Annotated in this window: 15 protein-coding genes and 1 pseudogene; 11 read left to right on the forward strand and 5 right to left on the reverse strand. The window is 76.4% G+C overall.

Annotated features, from left to right (window positions below; translation table 11 throughout):
• Positions 1–78: 78 nt before the first annotated feature.
• Positions 79–1,050 (reverse strand): DMT family transporter, encoded by a 972-nt coding sequence (locus MUU72_RS28360; RefSeq protein ID WP_248016263.1) that lies wholly within the window; start codon positions 1,048–1,050, stop codon positions 79–81.
• Between MUU72_RS28360 and MUU72_RS28365 the strand changes: the two genes are divergently transcribed.
• The 3 genes from MUU72_RS28365 to MUU72_RS28375 all read left to right on the forward strand — a co-directional run bounded on the left by MUU72_RS28365 (position 1,049) and on the right by MUU72_RS28375 (position 4,157).
• A complete protein-coding gene (locus MUU72_RS28365) occupies positions 1,049–2,512 on the forward strand; it encodes an aminotransferase-like domain-containing protein (RefSeq protein ID WP_248016264.1) in 1,464 nt (487 codons plus the stop codon). The two genes, MUU72_RS28360 and MUU72_RS28365, sit on opposite strands and share 2 nt — an antisense overlap.
• Positions 2,513–2,579: 67 nt before the next feature.
• Positions 2,580–3,032 carry a GNAT family N-acetyltransferase gene (locus MUU72_RS28370; RefSeq protein ID WP_248016265.1) on the forward strand — a complete coding sequence of 151 codons (453 nt, stop codon included), beginning with the start codon at positions 2,580–2,582 and terminating at the stop codon, positions 3,030–3,032.
• Positions 3,033–3,053: 21 nt separating this feature from the next.
• The gene (locus tag MUU72_RS28375; protein ID WP_248016266.1) at positions 3,054–4,157 is read left to right on the forward strand and encodes a pyridoxal-phosphate dependent enzyme; all 1,104 of its coding nucleotides are present in this window, start codon (positions 3,054–3,056) and stop codon (positions 4,155–4,157) included.
• 17 nt (positions 4,158–4,174) lie between these two features.
• Here the strand turns inward: MUU72_RS28375 and MUU72_RS28380 are convergent, their stop codons facing one another.
• Complete coding sequence (locus MUU72_RS28380; protein ID WP_248016267.1) at positions 4,175–4,945, reverse strand: helix-turn-helix transcriptional regulator; 771 nt, start codon at positions 4,943–4,945, stop codon at positions 4,175–4,177.
• 312 nt (positions 4,946–5,257) lie between these two features.
• Between MUU72_RS28380 and MUU72_RS28385 the strand changes: the two genes are divergently transcribed.
• Positions 5,258–5,449 (forward strand): DUF1059 domain-containing protein, encoded by a 192-nt coding sequence (locus MUU72_RS28385; RefSeq protein WP_248016268.1) that lies wholly within the window; start codon positions 5,258–5,260, stop codon positions 5,447–5,449.
• 172 nt (positions 5,450–5,621) lie between these two features.
• Positions 5,622–7,196 carry a N,N-dimethylformamidase beta subunit family domain-containing protein gene (locus tag MUU72_RS28390; protein WP_248016269.1) on the forward strand — a complete coding sequence of 525 codons (1,575 nt, stop codon included), beginning with the start codon at positions 5,622–5,624 and terminating at the stop codon, positions 7,194–7,196.
• Between the two features lie 38 nt (positions 7,197–7,234).
• On the opposite strand, the pseudogene MUU72_RS28395 reads toward MUU72_RS28390, so the two are convergent.
• Positions 7,235–7,585: pseudogene (locus MUU72_RS28395) on the reverse strand (YybH family protein); the annotation flags it as partial.
• 143 nt (positions 7,586–7,728) lie between these two features.
• Between MUU72_RS28395 and MUU72_RS28400 the strand changes: the two are divergent.
• The gene (locus MUU72_RS28400) at positions 7,729–8,166 is read left to right on the forward strand and encodes a winged helix-turn-helix transcriptional regulator (protein ID WP_248016270.1); all 438 of its coding nucleotides are present in this window, start codon (positions 7,729–7,731) and stop codon (positions 8,164–8,166) included.
• Positions 8,167–8,428: 262 nt separating this feature from the next.
• Here MUU72_RS28400 and MUU72_RS28410 read toward each other — a convergent pair whose 3' ends face one another.
• Positions 8,429–9,154, reverse strand: coding sequence for an SDR family NAD(P)-dependent oxidoreductase (locus MUU72_RS28410; RefSeq protein ID WP_248016271.1), 726 nt, complete (start codon positions 9,152–9,154; stop codon positions 8,429–8,431).
• Positions 9,155–9,229: 75 nt separating this feature from the next.
• Positions 9,230–10,213 (reverse strand): amidohydrolase family protein, encoded by a 984-nt coding sequence (locus MUU72_RS28415; protein WP_248016272.1) that lies wholly within the window; start codon positions 10,211–10,213, stop codon positions 9,230–9,232.
• A 177-nt stretch (positions 10,214–10,390) separates the two neighbouring features.
• On the opposite strand from MUU72_RS28415, the gene MUU72_RS28420 reads away from it, so the two are divergent.
• From MUU72_RS28420 to MUU72_RS28440, 5 genes are all read left to right on the forward strand, one after another.
• The gene (locus tag MUU72_RS28420) at positions 10,391–10,843 is read left to right on the forward strand and encodes a MarR family winged helix-turn-helix transcriptional regulator (protein ID WP_248016273.1); all 453 of its coding nucleotides are present in this window, start codon (positions 10,391–10,393) and stop codon (positions 10,841–10,843) included.
• 123 nt (positions 10,844–10,966) lie between these two features.
• A complete protein-coding gene (argC, locus tag MUU72_RS28425; RefSeq protein ID WP_248016274.1) occupies positions 10,967–11,995 on the forward strand; it encodes an N-acetyl-gamma-glutamyl-phosphate reductase in 1,029 nt (342 codons plus the stop codon).
• Positions 11,992–13,146, forward strand: coding sequence for a bifunctional glutamate N-acetyltransferase/amino-acid acetyltransferase ArgJ (gene argJ, locus MUU72_RS28430; RefSeq protein ID WP_248016275.1), 1,155 nt, complete (start codon positions 11,992–11,994; stop codon positions 13,144–13,146). The genes argC and argJ overlap by 4 nt, the downstream gene beginning before the upstream one ends.
• Before the next feature lie 64 nt (positions 13,147–13,210).
• On the forward strand, positions 13,211–14,200 hold the full coding sequence (argB, locus tag MUU72_RS28435; protein ID WP_248016276.1) for an acetylglutamate kinase: 990 nt from the start codon (positions 13,211–13,213) through the stop codon (positions 14,198–14,200).
• Positions 14,197–15,420 carry an acetylornithine transaminase gene (locus tag MUU72_RS28440; protein ID WP_248016277.1) on the forward strand — a complete coding sequence of 408 codons (1,224 nt, stop codon included), beginning with the start codon at positions 14,197–14,199 and terminating at the stop codon, positions 15,418–15,420. The genes argB and MUU72_RS28440 overlap by 4 nt, the downstream gene beginning before the upstream one ends.
• The last annotated feature ends 17 nt before the right edge of the window (positions 15,421–15,437 follow it).

Genomic DNA, 15,437 nt, shown 5'->3' on the forward strand with positions numbered 1-15,437 from the left:
CGGACGGCGGGGCTCCGAGGGCGTCCCCCCAGGCCGCGGCCCGGGCCCGCGCCCGAGGCCCCCGGTCCGGCCGAGGGCTCAGCTGCGGGCCCGCTGGGTGACCACGATGCAGGCCAGGACCGCCAGCGCGGTCAGCGGGGCGGCCGGCGGCAGGTGCTCGCCGAGCAGTACCACCGACCAGACCAGCGTCAGCAGCGGCTGGGCCAGCTGGATCTGGCTGGCGCGGGAGACGCCGATGACGGCCATGCCGCGGTACCAGACCACCATGCCCGCGAACGTCGAACCGGCCGCCAGCCACAGCAGCCCGGCCACCGCCCGGCCGGTGACGTGCAGCGGCTCGGCGGCCAGCGCCCACACCGCGCCCGGCACGGTCACCGGCAGCGCCAGCAGCAGCGCCCAGCCGATGACGTGCCAGCCCGGCATGTGGCGGGCCAGCCGGCCGCCCTCGGTGTAGCCGGCCGCGCACACCAGCAGCGCGCCGAAGAGGTAGAGGTCGCCGAGGTTCGGCGCCCCGCCGCTCTGCTGGACCGCGAAGGCCAGGACGGCCGCGGCACCGGCCAGCGCGGCGATCCAGAACGCCCGGGAGGGCCGGGACCCGGTGCGCAGCGCCGAGCCGGCGGCGGTGGCCAGCGGCAGCAAACCGATGACCACGGCGGCGTGCGAGGTGGAGGAGGTCTTCAGTGCCAGCGTGGTCAGCAGCGGGAAGCCGAGCACCACCCCGCCGGCGACGACCGCGATACCGGGCCAGTCGCGGCGGTCGGGCAGCCGCGCCCGGCTGGCCGCCAGGCACCCGCCGGCCAGTGCCGCGGCCAGCACGCTGCGCAGCATCACCACCGTCCAGGGGCCCATACCGGTCAGCGCCCAGGCCGTGCCGGGGAAGGTCAGCGAGAAGGACGCGACGCCCAGGACGGCGAGCAGCACGCCGTACCCGGCCGGCCGGGCCGCGGGCGCCGCGGCCTGCGGTGCCCCGGCGGCCTGCGGTGCCTCCGGGGTCTGCGGTGCGGTGACCGCTATCGAACTCGGGCCAGTAGCGCTATTGTCTGTACTCATGCATGAGCGTAGCAGTGGTGCTGAGCTGGCCGCCATCCTGCGGGAGGAGCTGGAGCGCTACTCTCCTGGTGAGAAGCTGCCATCGAGTCGCGCCCTGATCGAACGGCACCGGGTCAGCCCGGTCACCGTCTCCCGGGCGCTGGCCGCCCTCGCCGCCGAAGGGCTCGTCGTCACCCGCCCCGGCGCCGGGGCGTTCCGCGCCGAACCGCAGCGCAGCGCACCGCGCCCGGCCGACACCTCCTGGCAGGAGATCGCGCTCAGCGCCGAGGCGGCCGGCGACCAGGTGCCGCGCAGCGTGGACGCCACCGGAGTGCTCGCCACCCTCACCGCCCCCGCCACCGGCGTCATCGAACTCAACGGCGGCTACCTCCACGGCACCCTCCAGCCCGAACGCGCCCTGGCCGCCGCGCTGGCCCGGGCCGGCCGGCGGCCCGGCGCCTGGGGCCGCCCGCCGGTCGACGGGGTGCCCGCGCTGCGGTCCTGGTTCGCCCGCGAGATCGGCGGCCCCGGCGGCGCGCTCGCCCCCAGCGACGTACTGATCACCGCCGGCGGCCAGAGCGCCCTGAACACCACCCTGCGCGCGCTCGCCCCGCCCGGCGCCCCGGTCCTCGTCGAATCGCCGACCTACCCAGGCCTGCTGGCCGTCGCCCGCGCCTCGGGGCTGCGGCCGGTCCCGGTGCCGGTGGACGCCGACGGGGTCCGCACCGATCTGCTCGCCGACGCCTTCCGGGCCAGCGGCGCCCGGCTGTTCGTCGGCCAGCCGCTGTTCCAGAACCCCACCGGCGCGGTGCTGGCCGCCCAGCGGCGCCGGGAGGTGCTGAAGGTGGCCCGGGCGGCCGGCGCGTTCGTGGTCGAGGACGACTTCGCCCGGCAGCTGGGCCACGCCGACGCGCCCCCGCCGCCGCCCACCCTGATCGCCGACGACCCGGACGGCACCGTGGTGCACCTGCGCTCGCTGACCAAGGTGACCTCGCCCGGTCTGCGGGTGGGCGCGCTGGCGGCCCGCGGCCCGGTGCTCGACCGGCTCCGCGCCATCCAGGTCGTCGACAGCTTCTTCGTCCCCGGCCCGCTCCAGGAGGCCGCGCTGGAACTCGTCGGCGCGCCCGCCTGGCCCCGCCACCTCCGGCAGGTCGCCGCGGACCTGGCGGAGCGCCGGCAGGCCCTGCTCGGCGCCCTGGCGCGCGAACTGCCCGCGCTCGCCGCGGCGGGCGCCGCCCGGCCCGCCCGCGGCGGCTGCTACCTCTGGCTGCGGCTGCCGGACGGCACCGACGAGGCGGCGCTGACCGGTGCCGCGCTGCGGGCCGGTGTGGCGGTGGCGGCCGGCCGCCCCTACTTCGCCGCCGAACCGCCCGCCCCCCACCTGCGGCTGAGCTTCGCCGGGGCGGCCGGCGCCGGTGAACTCGCCGAGGGCGTCCGCCGGCTGCGCACCGCCTGCGACACCCTCGGCGTCCCGGTGGCGTGAGCCGGCCCGGCGGCGCGGACCGGGAACGCGTTCGACTCCGGCCCGCGCCGTCTGCCACCCTCCCGGCATGAACGCGCGCGCCCTCGACGGCTACGAGATCTCCACCGACCCGGACCGCCTCGACTCCGCCCTGGTCCACCACTGGCTGGCCACCGACACCTACTGGGCCCTGGGCCGCACCCGCGAACACCACGACCGTGCGCTGGCCGGATCCCTCAACTTCGGCCTGTACGAACGGAGTTCGGGACGCCAGGCGGCCTACGCCCGGGTCGTCACCGACTACGTCACGTTCGCCTGGCTCTGCGACGTCTACGTCTGCCGCGACGACCGCGGCAAGGGCCTGGGCACCGCCCTGGTCGAGGCCGTCGCCGCGCACCTGGCCCCGCACGGCCTGGCCCGGATCACCCTGGCCACCCAGGACGCGCACGGCGTCTACGAGAAGGTCGGCTTCCGGCCGCTGGCGGCGCCCGAGCAGTGGATGACCCTCGGCCTCCTCGACCCGGGCCCGCTGGGCCCCTGACCGCCCCTCAGGGAGCCCGCCATGACCGCACCCGCCCCGCCCGCCGACGGCTCCTGGGCCGCCCGCGCGCTCGCCGCCCTGGCCGCCGACGCCGCGCCGACCCCGCTGCGGCCGGTGCCGCTGCCCGCCCTGCCCGCCGTCGGCCTGTACGTCAAGGACGAGTCGGCGCAGCCCACCGGCAGCATCAAGCACCGGCTGCTGCGGGAGCTGTTCCGCACCGCCGTCGCGGAGGGCGCGCTGACCGCCGGGACACCGGTGGTGATGGGCAGCGGCGGCGCCGCCGCGGTGGCCGGCGCGCGCCTCGCCGGGCTGCTGGACCTGCCGTTCACCGCCGTCCTGCCGCGGACCGCGCCGCCCGCCGTCCGGACGCGCATCGAGGCGTACGGGGGCCGCTGCCGGACCGGTGAACGGCCCCCCGCCGCCGTCCTGGAGGAGGCCCGCGAGCTGGCCGCCCGCACCGGCGGCCACTTCCTGGACCACTTCGCCGGCGCCGCCCGCCGCGCCCCGGACGGCCGTCCCCCGCTGCCCGGGTTCGCCGAGGAGATCCTCGACGGGCTGCGCACCACCCGCCACCCGGTCCCGGCCTGGCTGGTGACCGGCGCGGGCACCGGCGCCACCGCCGCGTCCCTGGGCGCCCGGCTGCGCCACCACCGCCCGCCGGCCCGGCTGGCCGTCGCCGACCCGGAGAACTCCGCGTACTTCCCGGCCTGGGCGAGCGGCTGCGACGCCTACACGACCGGGATGCCGTCGCGGATCCCCGGCATCGGCCGCCCGCGCACCGAGCCGGGCTTCCGCGCCGACCTGGTCGACCTGGTCGTCCCGGTCCCGGACGCCGCCTCGGTCGCCGCGATGCGCTGGCTGGAGCGGACCGCCGGGCTCGCCGCCGGCCCGGCCGCCGGGACCGCGCTGTGGGCGGCCTGCCACCTCGCCGCCCGGCTGGCGGCGGACGGCCGCGGCGGCGGTGTGGTCGCCGTCGCCGGGGACGGTGCCGGGCCGTACCGCGCCACCCACCGCGACCCCGGCTGGCTCGCCGCCCAGGGCCTGGACCCGGCGCCGTACGAGGCGCGGCTGGACCGCCTCGCCGCGGCGGGGGAGTGGAACTGGCCCGAGCCCGCGGGCGGTTGAGCCGCGCGGCGCCCACGTCATGCCGGGGTGCCGCGGTCCGGTGGCGGCCAGCCGTCCCGCATCAGCCAGGCGTTGGCCGCCGCCACCCGGCCGCCCACCCGCAGCTTGGCGTAGGCGTGCTCCAGGTGCTTGTCGACGGTGCGCGGGCTGATCGCCAGCCGGTGCGCGATCTGCTGGTTCGTCAGCCCGTCCGCGAGCAGGCCCAGGACGGCCGACTCGCGGCGGGTCACCAGCTCCCGGGCGGGCGCCGGGGCGGGCGGCGCGAGCCGGGCCAGGACCCGGCTGAGGCGGGTGCGCAGCAGCGCGGCGGCGGCCACGTCGGCGTCGGAGAAGTCCCGGCCGCGGCCGCCCCGGCTGACCACCACGGCCACCCGCCGCGGCACGCCCCCCGCGTAACCGGCCGGGAACGACATCGCCAGCTGCCGCTCGGCCCCGAACGGCCGGAAGACCTCGGGGTAGAGCGGCAGCGCGTGGAACTGCGCGGGCGTCTGGAGCGCCGAGCGGCGCAGCGGGGTGCCGCTGCCGAGCCGGGTGCGCCGGACGAACGGATCGCACCACCACGCGCGGTCGAAGGCGTCCAGCACGTCCTGGCTCAGGAGGTCCGCGGGCAGGGTGCGCAGCGGATGGTCCGCGGCCGGGCGGGGCGACCAGATGACGCTGTCGCCGGGGAGCGCGCCGAGCAGCAGCGGGAGCAGCGCCGGAACCAGGGAGTCCTCGTCCACGGCGTCGATGAGGAGGTCCACGACGGAGAGGATGCGCCGCAGGCCGGCCTCCGCGGCCGCGCTCATGGCTCCAGCCTGACCGGCGCCCGGACGCGGGTCAAGGCCGCTGCGGGCGGCCCCCGGCGGGGTCCGGGAGCCGTCCGGACCGCCCGGCCGGCCGGGGGAAGACCGGCCGGGGGCGTCGGGCGCGCGTGGCGCCCGACGGGCGGGGCGGGGACGCCGCCACCGGGCCGTCCCCGGTGGGGCGGGCGCCCGTCGTGTGTCGTCGCTGCCTCCACTGCACCAGCCCGGGCGCCCGCGGCGCCATACGCGGTTCCCCGTACGCGCCGCGCCGGGCCGCCCCCACCGCCCGACACTGGAGGGAGGAGGTGGTGGATCATGCGCAAGATGATCGACTGCCGGGACTACCCGAGCGAGACCCGGTGCAGCCTCGTCATCGCCGGCGAGGAGGAGGAAGTGGTCCGCGCCGCCACCGCGCACGCGGTCGCCGTCCACGGCCACACCGACAGCCCCGAACTGCGCGAGCAGATCCGGAAGTCCCTCAAGAACGAGATGCCGCAGCCCGCGTGAGCGCGCGGCGCGGCGCCGGACCTCCCCCGGCCGCCCCCCCGTGCGGGGGCGGCCGGTACCCGCGTTCGGGCCCGCTGCGCTCGTCCGGCCGCGCCGCCGGGCGCAGGATCGTCGTATACCGGGCGGTACCGGCCCGGCACCGGCGGCGCAACGGACGAGGACGGGAGCGGCGATGGCGGACGGCGCGGCACACCCCGCGGAGGGCCCGGACCCGCACGGCGGGTCCCGCGGCGGCCCGGACCGCCGGCACTTCCTCTCCACCGCCGCCGGCCTGGCCGCCCTCGCCACCGGCCTGGCCGCCTGCGGCAACCCGTCGTCCCCGCCCGCCGGCCACCGCGCCGACCCGCTGGCCGCCGAACGGGACCGCCCCGGCAGCCCGGACTGGCGGCTGCGCGCCACCGGCCCGCCGGACGCCGTGGCCGGCTACACCGACCGGGTCAGCGTCCGGCCCGGCGAGGAGTTCGGCCTGCACGTCTCCACCACCGCGCCCGGCTTCCGGGTCTCCGCCTACCGGGTCGGCTGGTACGGCGGCGCCCAGGCCCGGCTGGTGTGGCGCTCGGACCGCCTCCCCGGGCGCCGCGCGCCCGCCCCGCACCTGCTGGCCGGCACCCGCACCGTACGGGCCGGCTGGCCGCGCACCACCGCGGTCCGCACCGACGGCTGGCCGCCGGGCGCCTACCTGCTGCGCCTCGACAGCGATGACGGCCACCAGCGGTACGTCCCGCTCGTCGTCCGCTCGGACACCGCCGCGGGCCGCACGGTGCTGATGCACGCGGTGACGACGTGGCAGGCGTACAACGCCTGGGGCGGCCGCAGCCTCTACCGCGGCCCGGACGGCGGGTACGCCACCCGCTCGCTCGCGGTCAGCTTCGACCGCCCCTACGACGCCACCGGCGCCGAGAAGTTCCTGGTGTACGAGCGCGCCCTGGTGGTGCTCGCGGAGCGCCTGGGCCTGCCGCTCGCCTACACCACCTCCGTGGACGTGCACCGCGACCCGGCCGCGCTGCGCGGGGCCGCCGCCGTGCTCTCCCCGGGCCACGACGAGTACTGGACGCCCGAGCGGCGCGCCCACGTCACCCGGGCCCGGGACGCCGGCACCAACCTCGCCTTCCTCGGCGCCAACGCCTGCTTCCGCCGGGTCCGCCTGGACCCCGGCCCGGACGGCCCGCTGCGCACCGTGACCTGCTACAAGACCGCCTTCCGCGACGACCCCCGCTTCGCCGCCGGCCAGGGGCCGCCCACCCACGACTTCCGCGCCCCGCCCGCCGCCGACCCGGAGTCGTCGCTCACCGGCGTCTTCTACGAGGGCTACCCGGTGGACGCCCCGTACGTGGTGCACGGCGCCGGCCACTGGCTCTTCGAGGGCACCGGCGTACGGGCCGGGGACGCCTTCCCGCACCTGGTCGGCGTGGAGTACGACCGGGTCACCCCCGGCGCGCCGGCCCCCGCCGACCTGGAGATCGTCGCGCACTCCCCGCTGGTCCGGGGCGGGCGCGCCAGCCACGCCGACTCGGCGTACTACACCGTCCCGGGCGGCGCCGGGGTCTTCGCCACCGGCACCATGCGCTGGGTGGAGGCCCTCATGGCGGGCACCGGCGACAACGGCCGGAACCACGGCCTGGACCGCCGCACCGGCGCGTTCGTCACCCGCACCACGGAGAACCTCCTGCGGGCCTTCGCCGAGGGCCCGGCGGCCCGCAACCGCCCGGCCCCGGAACGGAACACCGCCCGGGTGTACGGGACCTGAGCCGGGCGGCGGCCCCTCGGGCCCGCCGCCCGGGGGCGCTATCCGGCGGGCGCCGGGTCCGGCTGCGCCGTGCCGAAGGGGTTGTCGATCACGTACCGCCAGCAGCCGTCCGCGCCCCGGCGGGCCACGTCCGTCGCGGTGCCCTCCAGGTGGACACGGGCGCCGTCGGGCCCGGTGCCGTCGATGACCCAGTCGACGATCAGCAGCGCGAGGTCGCCGGCGACGTAGGTGTGCCGGGGAGTGACGGAGATGGGCACCCCCAGGCCCTGGAAGGCGGACTGGGCCCGGTCGCCCTCCGCCCCGCGCAGCGCCCGGCCGGGCTCCGGGACGAAGACCGCGCCCGGTTCGCAGACCCGGGCCAGGGCCGCCGGGCTGCCGGAGGTGAAGGCTGCGGCGAAGGCCGCGGGGTGTTGCCCGGGATCGGTGGCGAGCGGAACAGCGGGGGCATGATCATGCCCCCGGCCGGCCCGGTGCGTCCGTCACCCGGCTCGATGCGTTCGGTAGTCATGGCAGCAGCCAAGCGGACCCCGACGTGGCTCACCGAACGGAAACCCACGGCCCGCCCGGCGCCGCGCCGCCCGGTGAACCGCGCGCCTGGGACGCCGAGTTGGTCCCGGACGCCCGCGGCCGCACCGGCCGGCCCAACCCGCACTGCCCGGTCGAGTTCGCGCCGGCCGCCGTCGCCGGCCGCTGGACCACCCTGGTCCTGCGCGAGCTGATGCACGGCCCGCACTCCTTCGGCGCGCTGCGCGGCCGGCTGCCGGAGATCAGCGCCAAGGTGCTCGCGGACCGGCTGCGCACCCTGGAGGAGCGCGGCCTGCTGGTCCGCGATTGGCTGCCCGGCTTCCCGGTCCGCACCCGCTACCGCCTGACCCCGGCCGGCCGCGCGCTGCGCCCGCTGCTGGTCGAGCTGTACCGCACCGGCCGCGCCCTGCGGTGCGCGGCCGGGACCGCCGCCCCAGGCGACTGAGCGCACCCCGGCCGGGCCCCCGCGCAGCCGGCCGACCACTACCGGCACTGGGGCCTGACGCACTTCCTGCTCGACGGCCACCACAAACTGGAGGCCGCGGCCGCGGCCGGCCGGCCGGTGCAGCTCCTCTCGCTCCTCGCCCTGGACGAGGGCCTGGCCGGCCCCGGGGAACACGCCCGGCTCCCCGCCCTGCGCGCCCGGCCCTGCGCGCCCCGGGCAGCCGTCCCCTGACCGCGCGGGGCCGGCCGCGCGGCGCCCGGGGTCACCACGGGACGGGCCGGCCGAAGCGGTCCAGGTATGCCAGGCCCGTGCCGCCGAGCCGCGAGAGCAGGACGTCCACGAGGAGCGGGACGCTCTCCTGCACGGTGTACGGCGCGTCGGCGCCGCCGAGTTCGGTGCGGATCCAGCCCGGGGCGAGCAGGAGCAGGGCGCGGTCGGTGTCCGCCTGGCGGGCGGCGTAGCTGCGCAGGAACATGTTGAGCGCCGCTTTGCTGCCGCGGTAGACCTCGCGCAGTCCGGTCGTGTTGTGGGTGATGCTGCCCTGTCCGGAGGACATCACGCCGATGAGGCCGCTGGGGGTCACCAGGTCGTCGAGTGCCTCGATGACGCGCAGCGGGCCGAGCGCGTTGGTGACCATGACGTCGATGAAGTCCTGGGTGGGAACGGCTCCGATGGGGGTCTGCTCGTTGTTGGTGATGCCCGCGTTCACGAACAGGACGTCCAGCCGCACTCCGGCCAGGCGCTCGCGCAGGGGCGGCAGGTGGCCGGGCTCGGTGAGGTCGAGGTGCTCGACGCGGATCCGTCCGGGGCGGCGGTCCGCGAGGTCGTCGAGCGGGGTCCGGGCGGTGCCCCGGACGGTGCCGATGACCGACCAGCCGCGGTCGGCGAGTTCGGCGGCCATGGCGCATCCGAGGCCGCGGGACGCACCGACGATCAGGGCGGTGGGGGTGTGCTCATGGGTGTGCTCATCGGTGGGGGAGTGCGGCATGTCCGACTCGTCTCCGTCTCGCCGGTGTCGGCTGTGGTGGGGGCAGGGGCGGGGGTGGCCACGGGCAGGGGCCGGTCAGGGCGCGGTGGGGTCGATGCCGAAGAGGGCGGCGGCGTTGGCCGAGCGGACCTTGTGCCGGTCGGTGTCGGTGGCGAGGTGCGCGAAGAAGGCGTCGATCTCCGCCCGGGTGGGCTGCTGGAAGGGGTAGTCGGTGGAGAAGATCAGCCGGTCGGTGGTGGTCACCGCCAGGGCGTGGTGCAGCAGGGCGGGGTTGAACATGCCCGAGGTCGTGAGGAAGACGTTGCTGCGGAGGTAGTCCGAGACCGGGCGCGGGAGGCCGGCGAGGCGGGCGAGGCTGTCGGCGCGGTCGAGCCAGAACGGCAGCAGCTCGCCCCAGTGGCCCAGCACGAGCTGTAGCCCGGGATGGCGGTCGAAGGTGCCGCGCAGCACGAGCCGCAGGGCCGCGGTCGCCGCTTCCAGGTGCCAGCCCCATCCGAAGGTGGCCAGCCCGAGGTCGGTCATCGGGTCGAACCCGCGGTAGGCGGCGTCGCGCAGCGCGTCGGAGGGGATCTGCGGGTGGAGGAAGACCGGCTGGCGCAGCGCCGCGGCGGCGGCGAAGAAGTCGTCGTAGACGGGGTCGTCGAGGAACCGGTCGCCGGAGCGGCCGTAGACCATCGTCCCCACGTGGCCCTGGGCCGCGGCGCGTTCGAGCTCGGCGGCGACGTGGCGCGGGGCGGACATCGGCAGGGTCGACAGGGACCGGAAGCGTGCCGGGTGGGCGCTGACCGCTGCGGCGGCGGTGTCGTTGGCGAGGCGGCTGAGCGCGACCGCTTCCGCGGGGGGCAGCGGATGGGTGCCCGGCGGGGTGAGGGCCAGGACGGCCACGTCGATGCCCTGGGCATCCATGGCGGCGATCCGGCCGGCGCCGAGGTCGGCGAGACGCCGGCCGGTGTCGCCCCGCTCGTTGAGGGCGAGGCTCTCGTCCGGGCGGGACACGGCGTTCAGGGCGGAGGTCAGTTCCGGCAGCGTCCAGTGTTCTTCGATGCCGATGAGGGGCATGGTCAGCGTTCCTTCGGGGTCGCGGGTGCGCGCGTCCTGAGAGGGCGGAAGCGCTCCGGGAAGGGGACGGGGGCATACGGGGCGGAGGCATGACGGTGCGAGTACGGGCTGGTGCGAGTACGGACTGTTACCTGTCAAAGGACAGCTATCACCTGACAAGTAAAATACACTGAGGGCGTGGAGGAGAAGCAAAAAGCCCAACTGTTCGAGCTCGCCGACCTGATCCTGGCGATCGGCCGGCACGTGCACGCCGCCAAGGCGGACGCGGCGGAGCCGTGGACGCCGCTGGAAGCGGCGGTCATGCGCTTCATCGACCACCGGCCGGGTGCCACGGCGACCCAGGCGGCCGAGGCGACCCGGCTGATCTCCAGCAACTTCAGCCGGGCGCTGCGCAAGCTGGAGCAGAAGGGCCTGGTGCGCCGCGAGGCCGACCCCGACGACGCCCGGCGCGTGCGCCTGTATCCGACGCCGAAGGCGGGCGAGAATCTGGGCCGCCTCCAGGATGCCTGGAGCCGTCTGCTGGGCGACGCTGTTCCCGACGCCGCCGAGGCGGACGCGTTGATCGCCGCGCTCCGGCGCATCGAGTCGCGGCTCCTCGACCGCCCCCGCGGCGCTGCGGGCGGCGCCTGAGCGAGGCGCGGAGGCCCGCGAGCCGGCCGCCGGGACGGCCGCACCGGGCACCTCCGCCAGCCCATTGCATAAAACTGCCGCCATCCGTATAGTCATGCCATCGAAGAGGAGGGTCCAGGGGCCATGACGGTACGAGCAGCAGTCGCCGGTGCGAGCGGATACGCGGGGGGAGAGATCCTGCGCCTGCTCCTGGCGCACCCGGAGATCGAGATCGGCACGGTGACCGGGCACTCCCAGGCCGGGCAGCGCCTGGACGCGGTGCAGCCGCACCTCGGCCCGCTGGCCGACCGGGAGCTCGCGCCGACCTCGGCGGCGGCCCTGGCCGGCCACGACGTGGTCTTCCTCGCCCTGCCGCACGGCCAGTCCGCCGCGGTCGCCGCACAGCTCGGCCCGGACGTGCTGGTGGTGGACTGCGGGGCCGACTTCCGGCTGGCGGACGCCGCCGACTGGGAGGCGTTCTACGGCTCCCCGCACGCCGGCACCTGGCCGTACGGCCTCCCCGAGCTGCCCGGCTGCCGCGAGGCGCTGCGCGGCACCCGGCGGATCGCCGTCCCGGGCTGCTACCCGACCGCCGTCTCCCTCGCGCTCTTCCCGGCCTACGCCGCCGGCCTCGCCGAGCCGGAGGCCGTGGTCGTCGCCGCCTCCGGCACCTCCGGCGCGGGCAAGGCCCTCAAACCGCACCTGCTCGGCTCCGAGGTGATCGGCTCGATGAGCCCGTACGGCGTCGGCGGCGGCCACCGGCACACGCCCGAGATGGTGCAGAACCTCAGCGCGGTGGCCGGTGAGCGGGTCGGGGTGTCCTTCACCCCGACCCTGGCCCCGATGTCCCGCGGCATCCTCGCCACCTGCTCCGCCAAGGCCCGGCCCGGCGTGGACGCCGAGGCGGTCCGCACCGCGTACGCCAAGGCGCTGGCCGGCGAGGCGTTCGTCCGCCTGCTGCCGGAGGGCCGGTGGCCCGCCACCGCCGCCGTGCACGGCTCCAACGCCGCGCAGATCCAGGTGGCGTACGACCCGGCGGCTCATCGGATCATCGCCGTCAGCGCCATCGACAACCTCACCAAGGGCACCGCGGGCGGCGCGGTCCAGAGCATGAACATCGCCCTCGGCCTCCCCGAGGACCTGGGGCTTTCCACGATTGGAGTCGCGCCGTGAGTGTGACGGCAGCCAAGGGCTTCCTGGCGGCGGGGATCGCCGCCGGGATCAAGGAGAACGGCAACCCGGACCTGGCCCTGGTGGTCAACAGCGGGCCGCGCCTGGCCGCCGCCGGCGTGTTCACCGCCAACCGCGTCAAGGCCGCCCCGGTCCGCTGGTCCGAGCAGGTCCTCAAGGGCGGCCGGGTCTCCGCGGTGGTCCTCAACTCCGGCGGCGCCAACGCCTGCACCGGCCCGCTCGGCTTCCAGGACACCCACGCCACCGCCGAGAAGGCCGCCGAGGTGCTCGACGGCCACAGCGCCGCCGAGATCGCGGTGGCCTCCACCGGCCTGATCGGCGTGCGGCTGCCGATGGACAAGCTGCTGCCCGGCGTCGAGAAGGCGGCCGCCGAACTCACCGCGCACGGCGGCGACAAGGCCGCCATCGCCATCAAGACCACCGACAGCGTCCACAAGACCGCCCAGGTCACCAAGGACGGCTGGACGGTCGGCGGGATGGCCAAGGGCGCGGGCATGCTCGCACCCGGCCTGGCCACCATGCTCGCCGTGCTGACCACCGACGCCGACGTCCCGGCCGAGCAGCTGGACGCCGCGCTGCGCGCCGCCACCCGCACCACCTTCGACCGGGTCGACTCCGACGGCTGCATGTCCACCAACGACACCGTGCTGCTGCTGGCCTCCGGCGCCTCCGGCACCGTCCCGGACGGGGACGCGTTCGCCGAGGCGGTCCGCGAGGTCTGCGCCGACCTGGCCCGCCAGTTGATCGGCGACGCCGAGGGCGCCAGCAAGGACATCCGGATCGAGGTGGTCAACGCCGCGTCGGAGGAGGACGCCGTCGAGGTCGGCCGCTCCATCGCCCGCAACAACCTCCTCAAGTGCGCCCTGCACGGCGAGGACCCCAACTGGGGCCGGGTGCTCTCCGCCATCGGCACCACCTCCGCCGCCTTCGACCCGGACCGGCTGAGCGTCGCCATCAACGACGTCTGGGTCTGCCGGAACGGCGCGGTCGGCGAGGACCGCGACCTGGTGGACATGCGCTACCGCGAGGTGCGGATCACCGCCGACCTCGCCGCCGGCACCGAGTCCGCGGTCATCTGGTCCAACGACCTCACCGCCGACTACGTCCACGAGAACAGCGCGTACTCCTCATGACCGGCCCCGCCGCGCGGCCGCGCGCACCCCACCCCCAGCCCCCGGAGCGGAACGAGACCGGCGTATGACCACCCGCAAGCACACCGCGCTCCCCAAGGCCCGTACGCTCATCGAGGCGCTGCCCTGGCTGACCCGGCACCACGGCCGGACCGTCGTCATCAAGTTCGGCGGCAACGCGATGGTGGACGAGGAGCTCAAGCGCGCCTTCGCACAGGACGTGGTCTTCCTCCGGCACGCCGGACTGCGCCCGGTCGTGGTCCACGGCGGCGGCCCGCAGATCAGCGCCCAGCTCGAACTCCTCGGTCTGGAATCGGAGTTCAAGGGCGGGTTGCGGGTCACCTCGCCCGAGGCGATGAACGTCGTCCGGATGGTGCTGGCCGGCCAGGTGCAGCGCGAACTGGTCGGGCTGCTCAACGAGCACGGCCCGCTCGCGGTCGGCATGACCGGCGAGGACGCCCGGCTGATGTCCGCCACCAAGCACCTCGCGGACGTCGACGGCGAACTGGTCGACCTCGGCCGGGTCGGGGAGATCACCGCGATCGACCCCGGCGCGGTCCGGGCGCTGCTGGACGACGGCCGGATCCCGGTGATCTCGTCCATCGCCCGCAGCAGCGACGACGGCGAACCCTCCGGCGTCTTCAACGTCAACGCCGACACCGCCGCCGCGGCGCTGGCCGCGGCGCTCGGCGCGGAGACGCTGATGGTGCTGACCGACGTCGAGGGCCTCTACGAGGACTGGCCGCACAGCGACGAGGTGATCTCCCGGCTGACCGCGAGCCAGCTGGAGAAGCTGCTGCCCGAGCTGGCCAGCGGCATGGTCCCGAAGATGGAGGGGTGCCTGCACGCGGTCCGCAACGGCGTGCGCACCGCCCGCGTCATCGACGGGCGGGTCCAGCACTCGATCCTGCTGGAGATCTTCACCGACGAGGGCATCGGCACGATGGTCGTCCCGGACCCCGACCCGGTACCGGCCGCCGGCCCCCGCTGCGCCGGCCCCCACGGCACCGGCACCCACGGCAGCGGCACACCCGACACCACACAGGGGGCGGAATGAGCACGGCGGCAGACACCCCGGCCACCGGGGGCAACGAGCAGCTCACCCGGCGCTGGCGGGGCGCCATGATGGACAACTTCGGCACCCCCCGCCTCCCGCTCGTCGAGGGCGAGGGCGCCACCGTCCGGGACGCCGAGGGCAACGCCTACCTGGACTTCCTCGGCGGTATCGCGGTCAACGCGCTCGGCCACGCGCACCCCGCGGTGGTCCGCGCGGTCGCCGACCAGGTCGCCACCCTCGGCCATGTGTCGAACTTCTTCGTCGCCGAGCCCACCGTGGCGCTCGCCGAGCGGCTGCTGGCCCTGGCCGGCCGCCCCGGCCGGGTCTACTTCTCCAACTCCGGCGCCGAGGCCAACGAGGCCGCCTTCAAGATCGGCCGGCTCACCGGCCGGACCCACATGGTCGCCACCGCCGGCGGCTTCCACGGCCGCACCATGGGCGCCCTGGCGCTCACCGGCCAGCCCGCCAAGCAGGACCCGTTCCGCCCGCTGCCCGGCGACGTCGAGCACGTCCCGTACGGCGACGTGGCGGCCCTGCGGGCCGCCGTCACCACCGACACCGCCTTCGTCATCCTGGAGCCCATCCAGGGCGAGAACGGCGTGGTCGTGCCGCCGCCCGGCTACCTCAAGGCGGCCCGCGAGATCACCGCCGCCACCGGCACCCTGCTGGTCCTGGACGAGATCCAGACCGGCATCGGCCGCACCGGCCACTGGCTGGAGTCCGCGGCCCAGGGCGTCGAGGCGGACGTCATCACCCTCGCCAAGGGCCTGGGCGGCGGCCTCCCGATCGGCGCCACGCTCGCCTTCGGACCGGCCGCTGACCTGCTCACCCCCGGTGCGCACGGCTCCACGTTCAGCGGCAATCCGGTGGTCTGCGCCGCCGCCCTCGCGGTCCTGGACACCATCGAGGCGGACGGCCTGCTCGACCACGTCAAGCGCACCGGTGAGCGGCTGCGGACCGGGATCGAGGAGCCGGGGCACCCGTTGGTCGGCCAGGTCCGCGGCGCCGGCCTGCTCCTGGGTATCGTCTTGACCGGGCCCCTCGCGCCGCAGGTGCAGCAGGCGGCCCAGGACGCGGGCCTTCTGGTCAACGCGGTCGCGCCGGACGTCGTCCGGCTCGCCCCGCCGCTGATCGTCTCCGACGCACAGGTGGAGACGTTCCTCCGGAAGCTGCCCGGCGTCCTGTCGACGGCCGGGCAAGCGGCCAACGGGGAACGATGATCCGGAGACTGACACAA

The organism is Streptomyces rhizoryzae, from assembly GCF_023155275.1.
Taxonomy (GTDB): Bacteria; Actinomycetota; Actinomycetes; order Streptomycetales; family Streptomycetaceae; genus Streptomyces; species Streptomyces rhizoryzae.

Coding starts and splice junctions, on each gene's coding strand:
- MUU72_RS28375 (WP_248016266.1), top strand. CDS start 3,054: ATGACCGCACCCGCCCCGCCCGCCGACGGCTCCTGGGCCGCCCGCGCG.
- MUU72_RS28390 (WP_248016269.1), top strand. CDS start 5,622: ATGGCGGACGGCGCGGCACACCCCGCGGAGGGCCCGGACCCGCACGGC.
- MUU72_RS28380 (WP_248016267.1), bottom strand. CDS start 4,945: ATGAGCGCGGCCGCGGAGGCCGGCCTGCGGCGCATCCTCTCCGTCGTG.
- MUU72_RS28370 (WP_248016265.1), top strand. CDS start 2,580: ATGAACGCGCGCGCCCTCGACGGCTACGAGATCTCCACCGACCCGGAC.
- MUU72_RS28360 (WP_248016263.1), bottom strand. CDS start 1,050: ATGAGTACAGACAATAGCGCTACTGGCCCGAGTTCGATAGCGGTCACC.
- MUU72_RS28415 (WP_248016272.1), bottom strand. CDS start 10,213: ATGCCCCTCATCGGCATCGAAGAACACTGGACGCTGCCGGAACTGACC.
- argB (WP_248016276.1), top strand. CDS start 13,211: ATGACCACCCGCAAGCACACCGCGCTCCCCAAGGCCCGTACGCTCATC.
- MUU72_RS28365 (WP_248016264.1), top strand. CDS start 1,049: ATGCATGAGCGTAGCAGTGGTGCTGAGCTGGCCGCCATCCTGCGGGAG.
- argC (WP_248016274.1), top strand. CDS start 10,967: ATGACGGTACGAGCAGCAGTCGCCGGTGCGAGCGGATACGCGGGGGGA.
- MUU72_RS28385 (WP_248016268.1), top strand. CDS start 5,258: ATGCGCAAGATGATCGACTGCCGGGACTACCCGAGCGAGACCCGGTGC.
- MUU72_RS28410 (WP_248016271.1), bottom strand. CDS start 9,154: ATGCCGCACTCCCCCACCGATGAGCACACCCATGAGCACACCCCCACC.
- MUU72_RS28440 (WP_248016277.1), top strand. CDS start 14,197: ATGAGCACGGCGGCAGACACCCCGGCCACCGGGGGCAACGAGCAGCTC.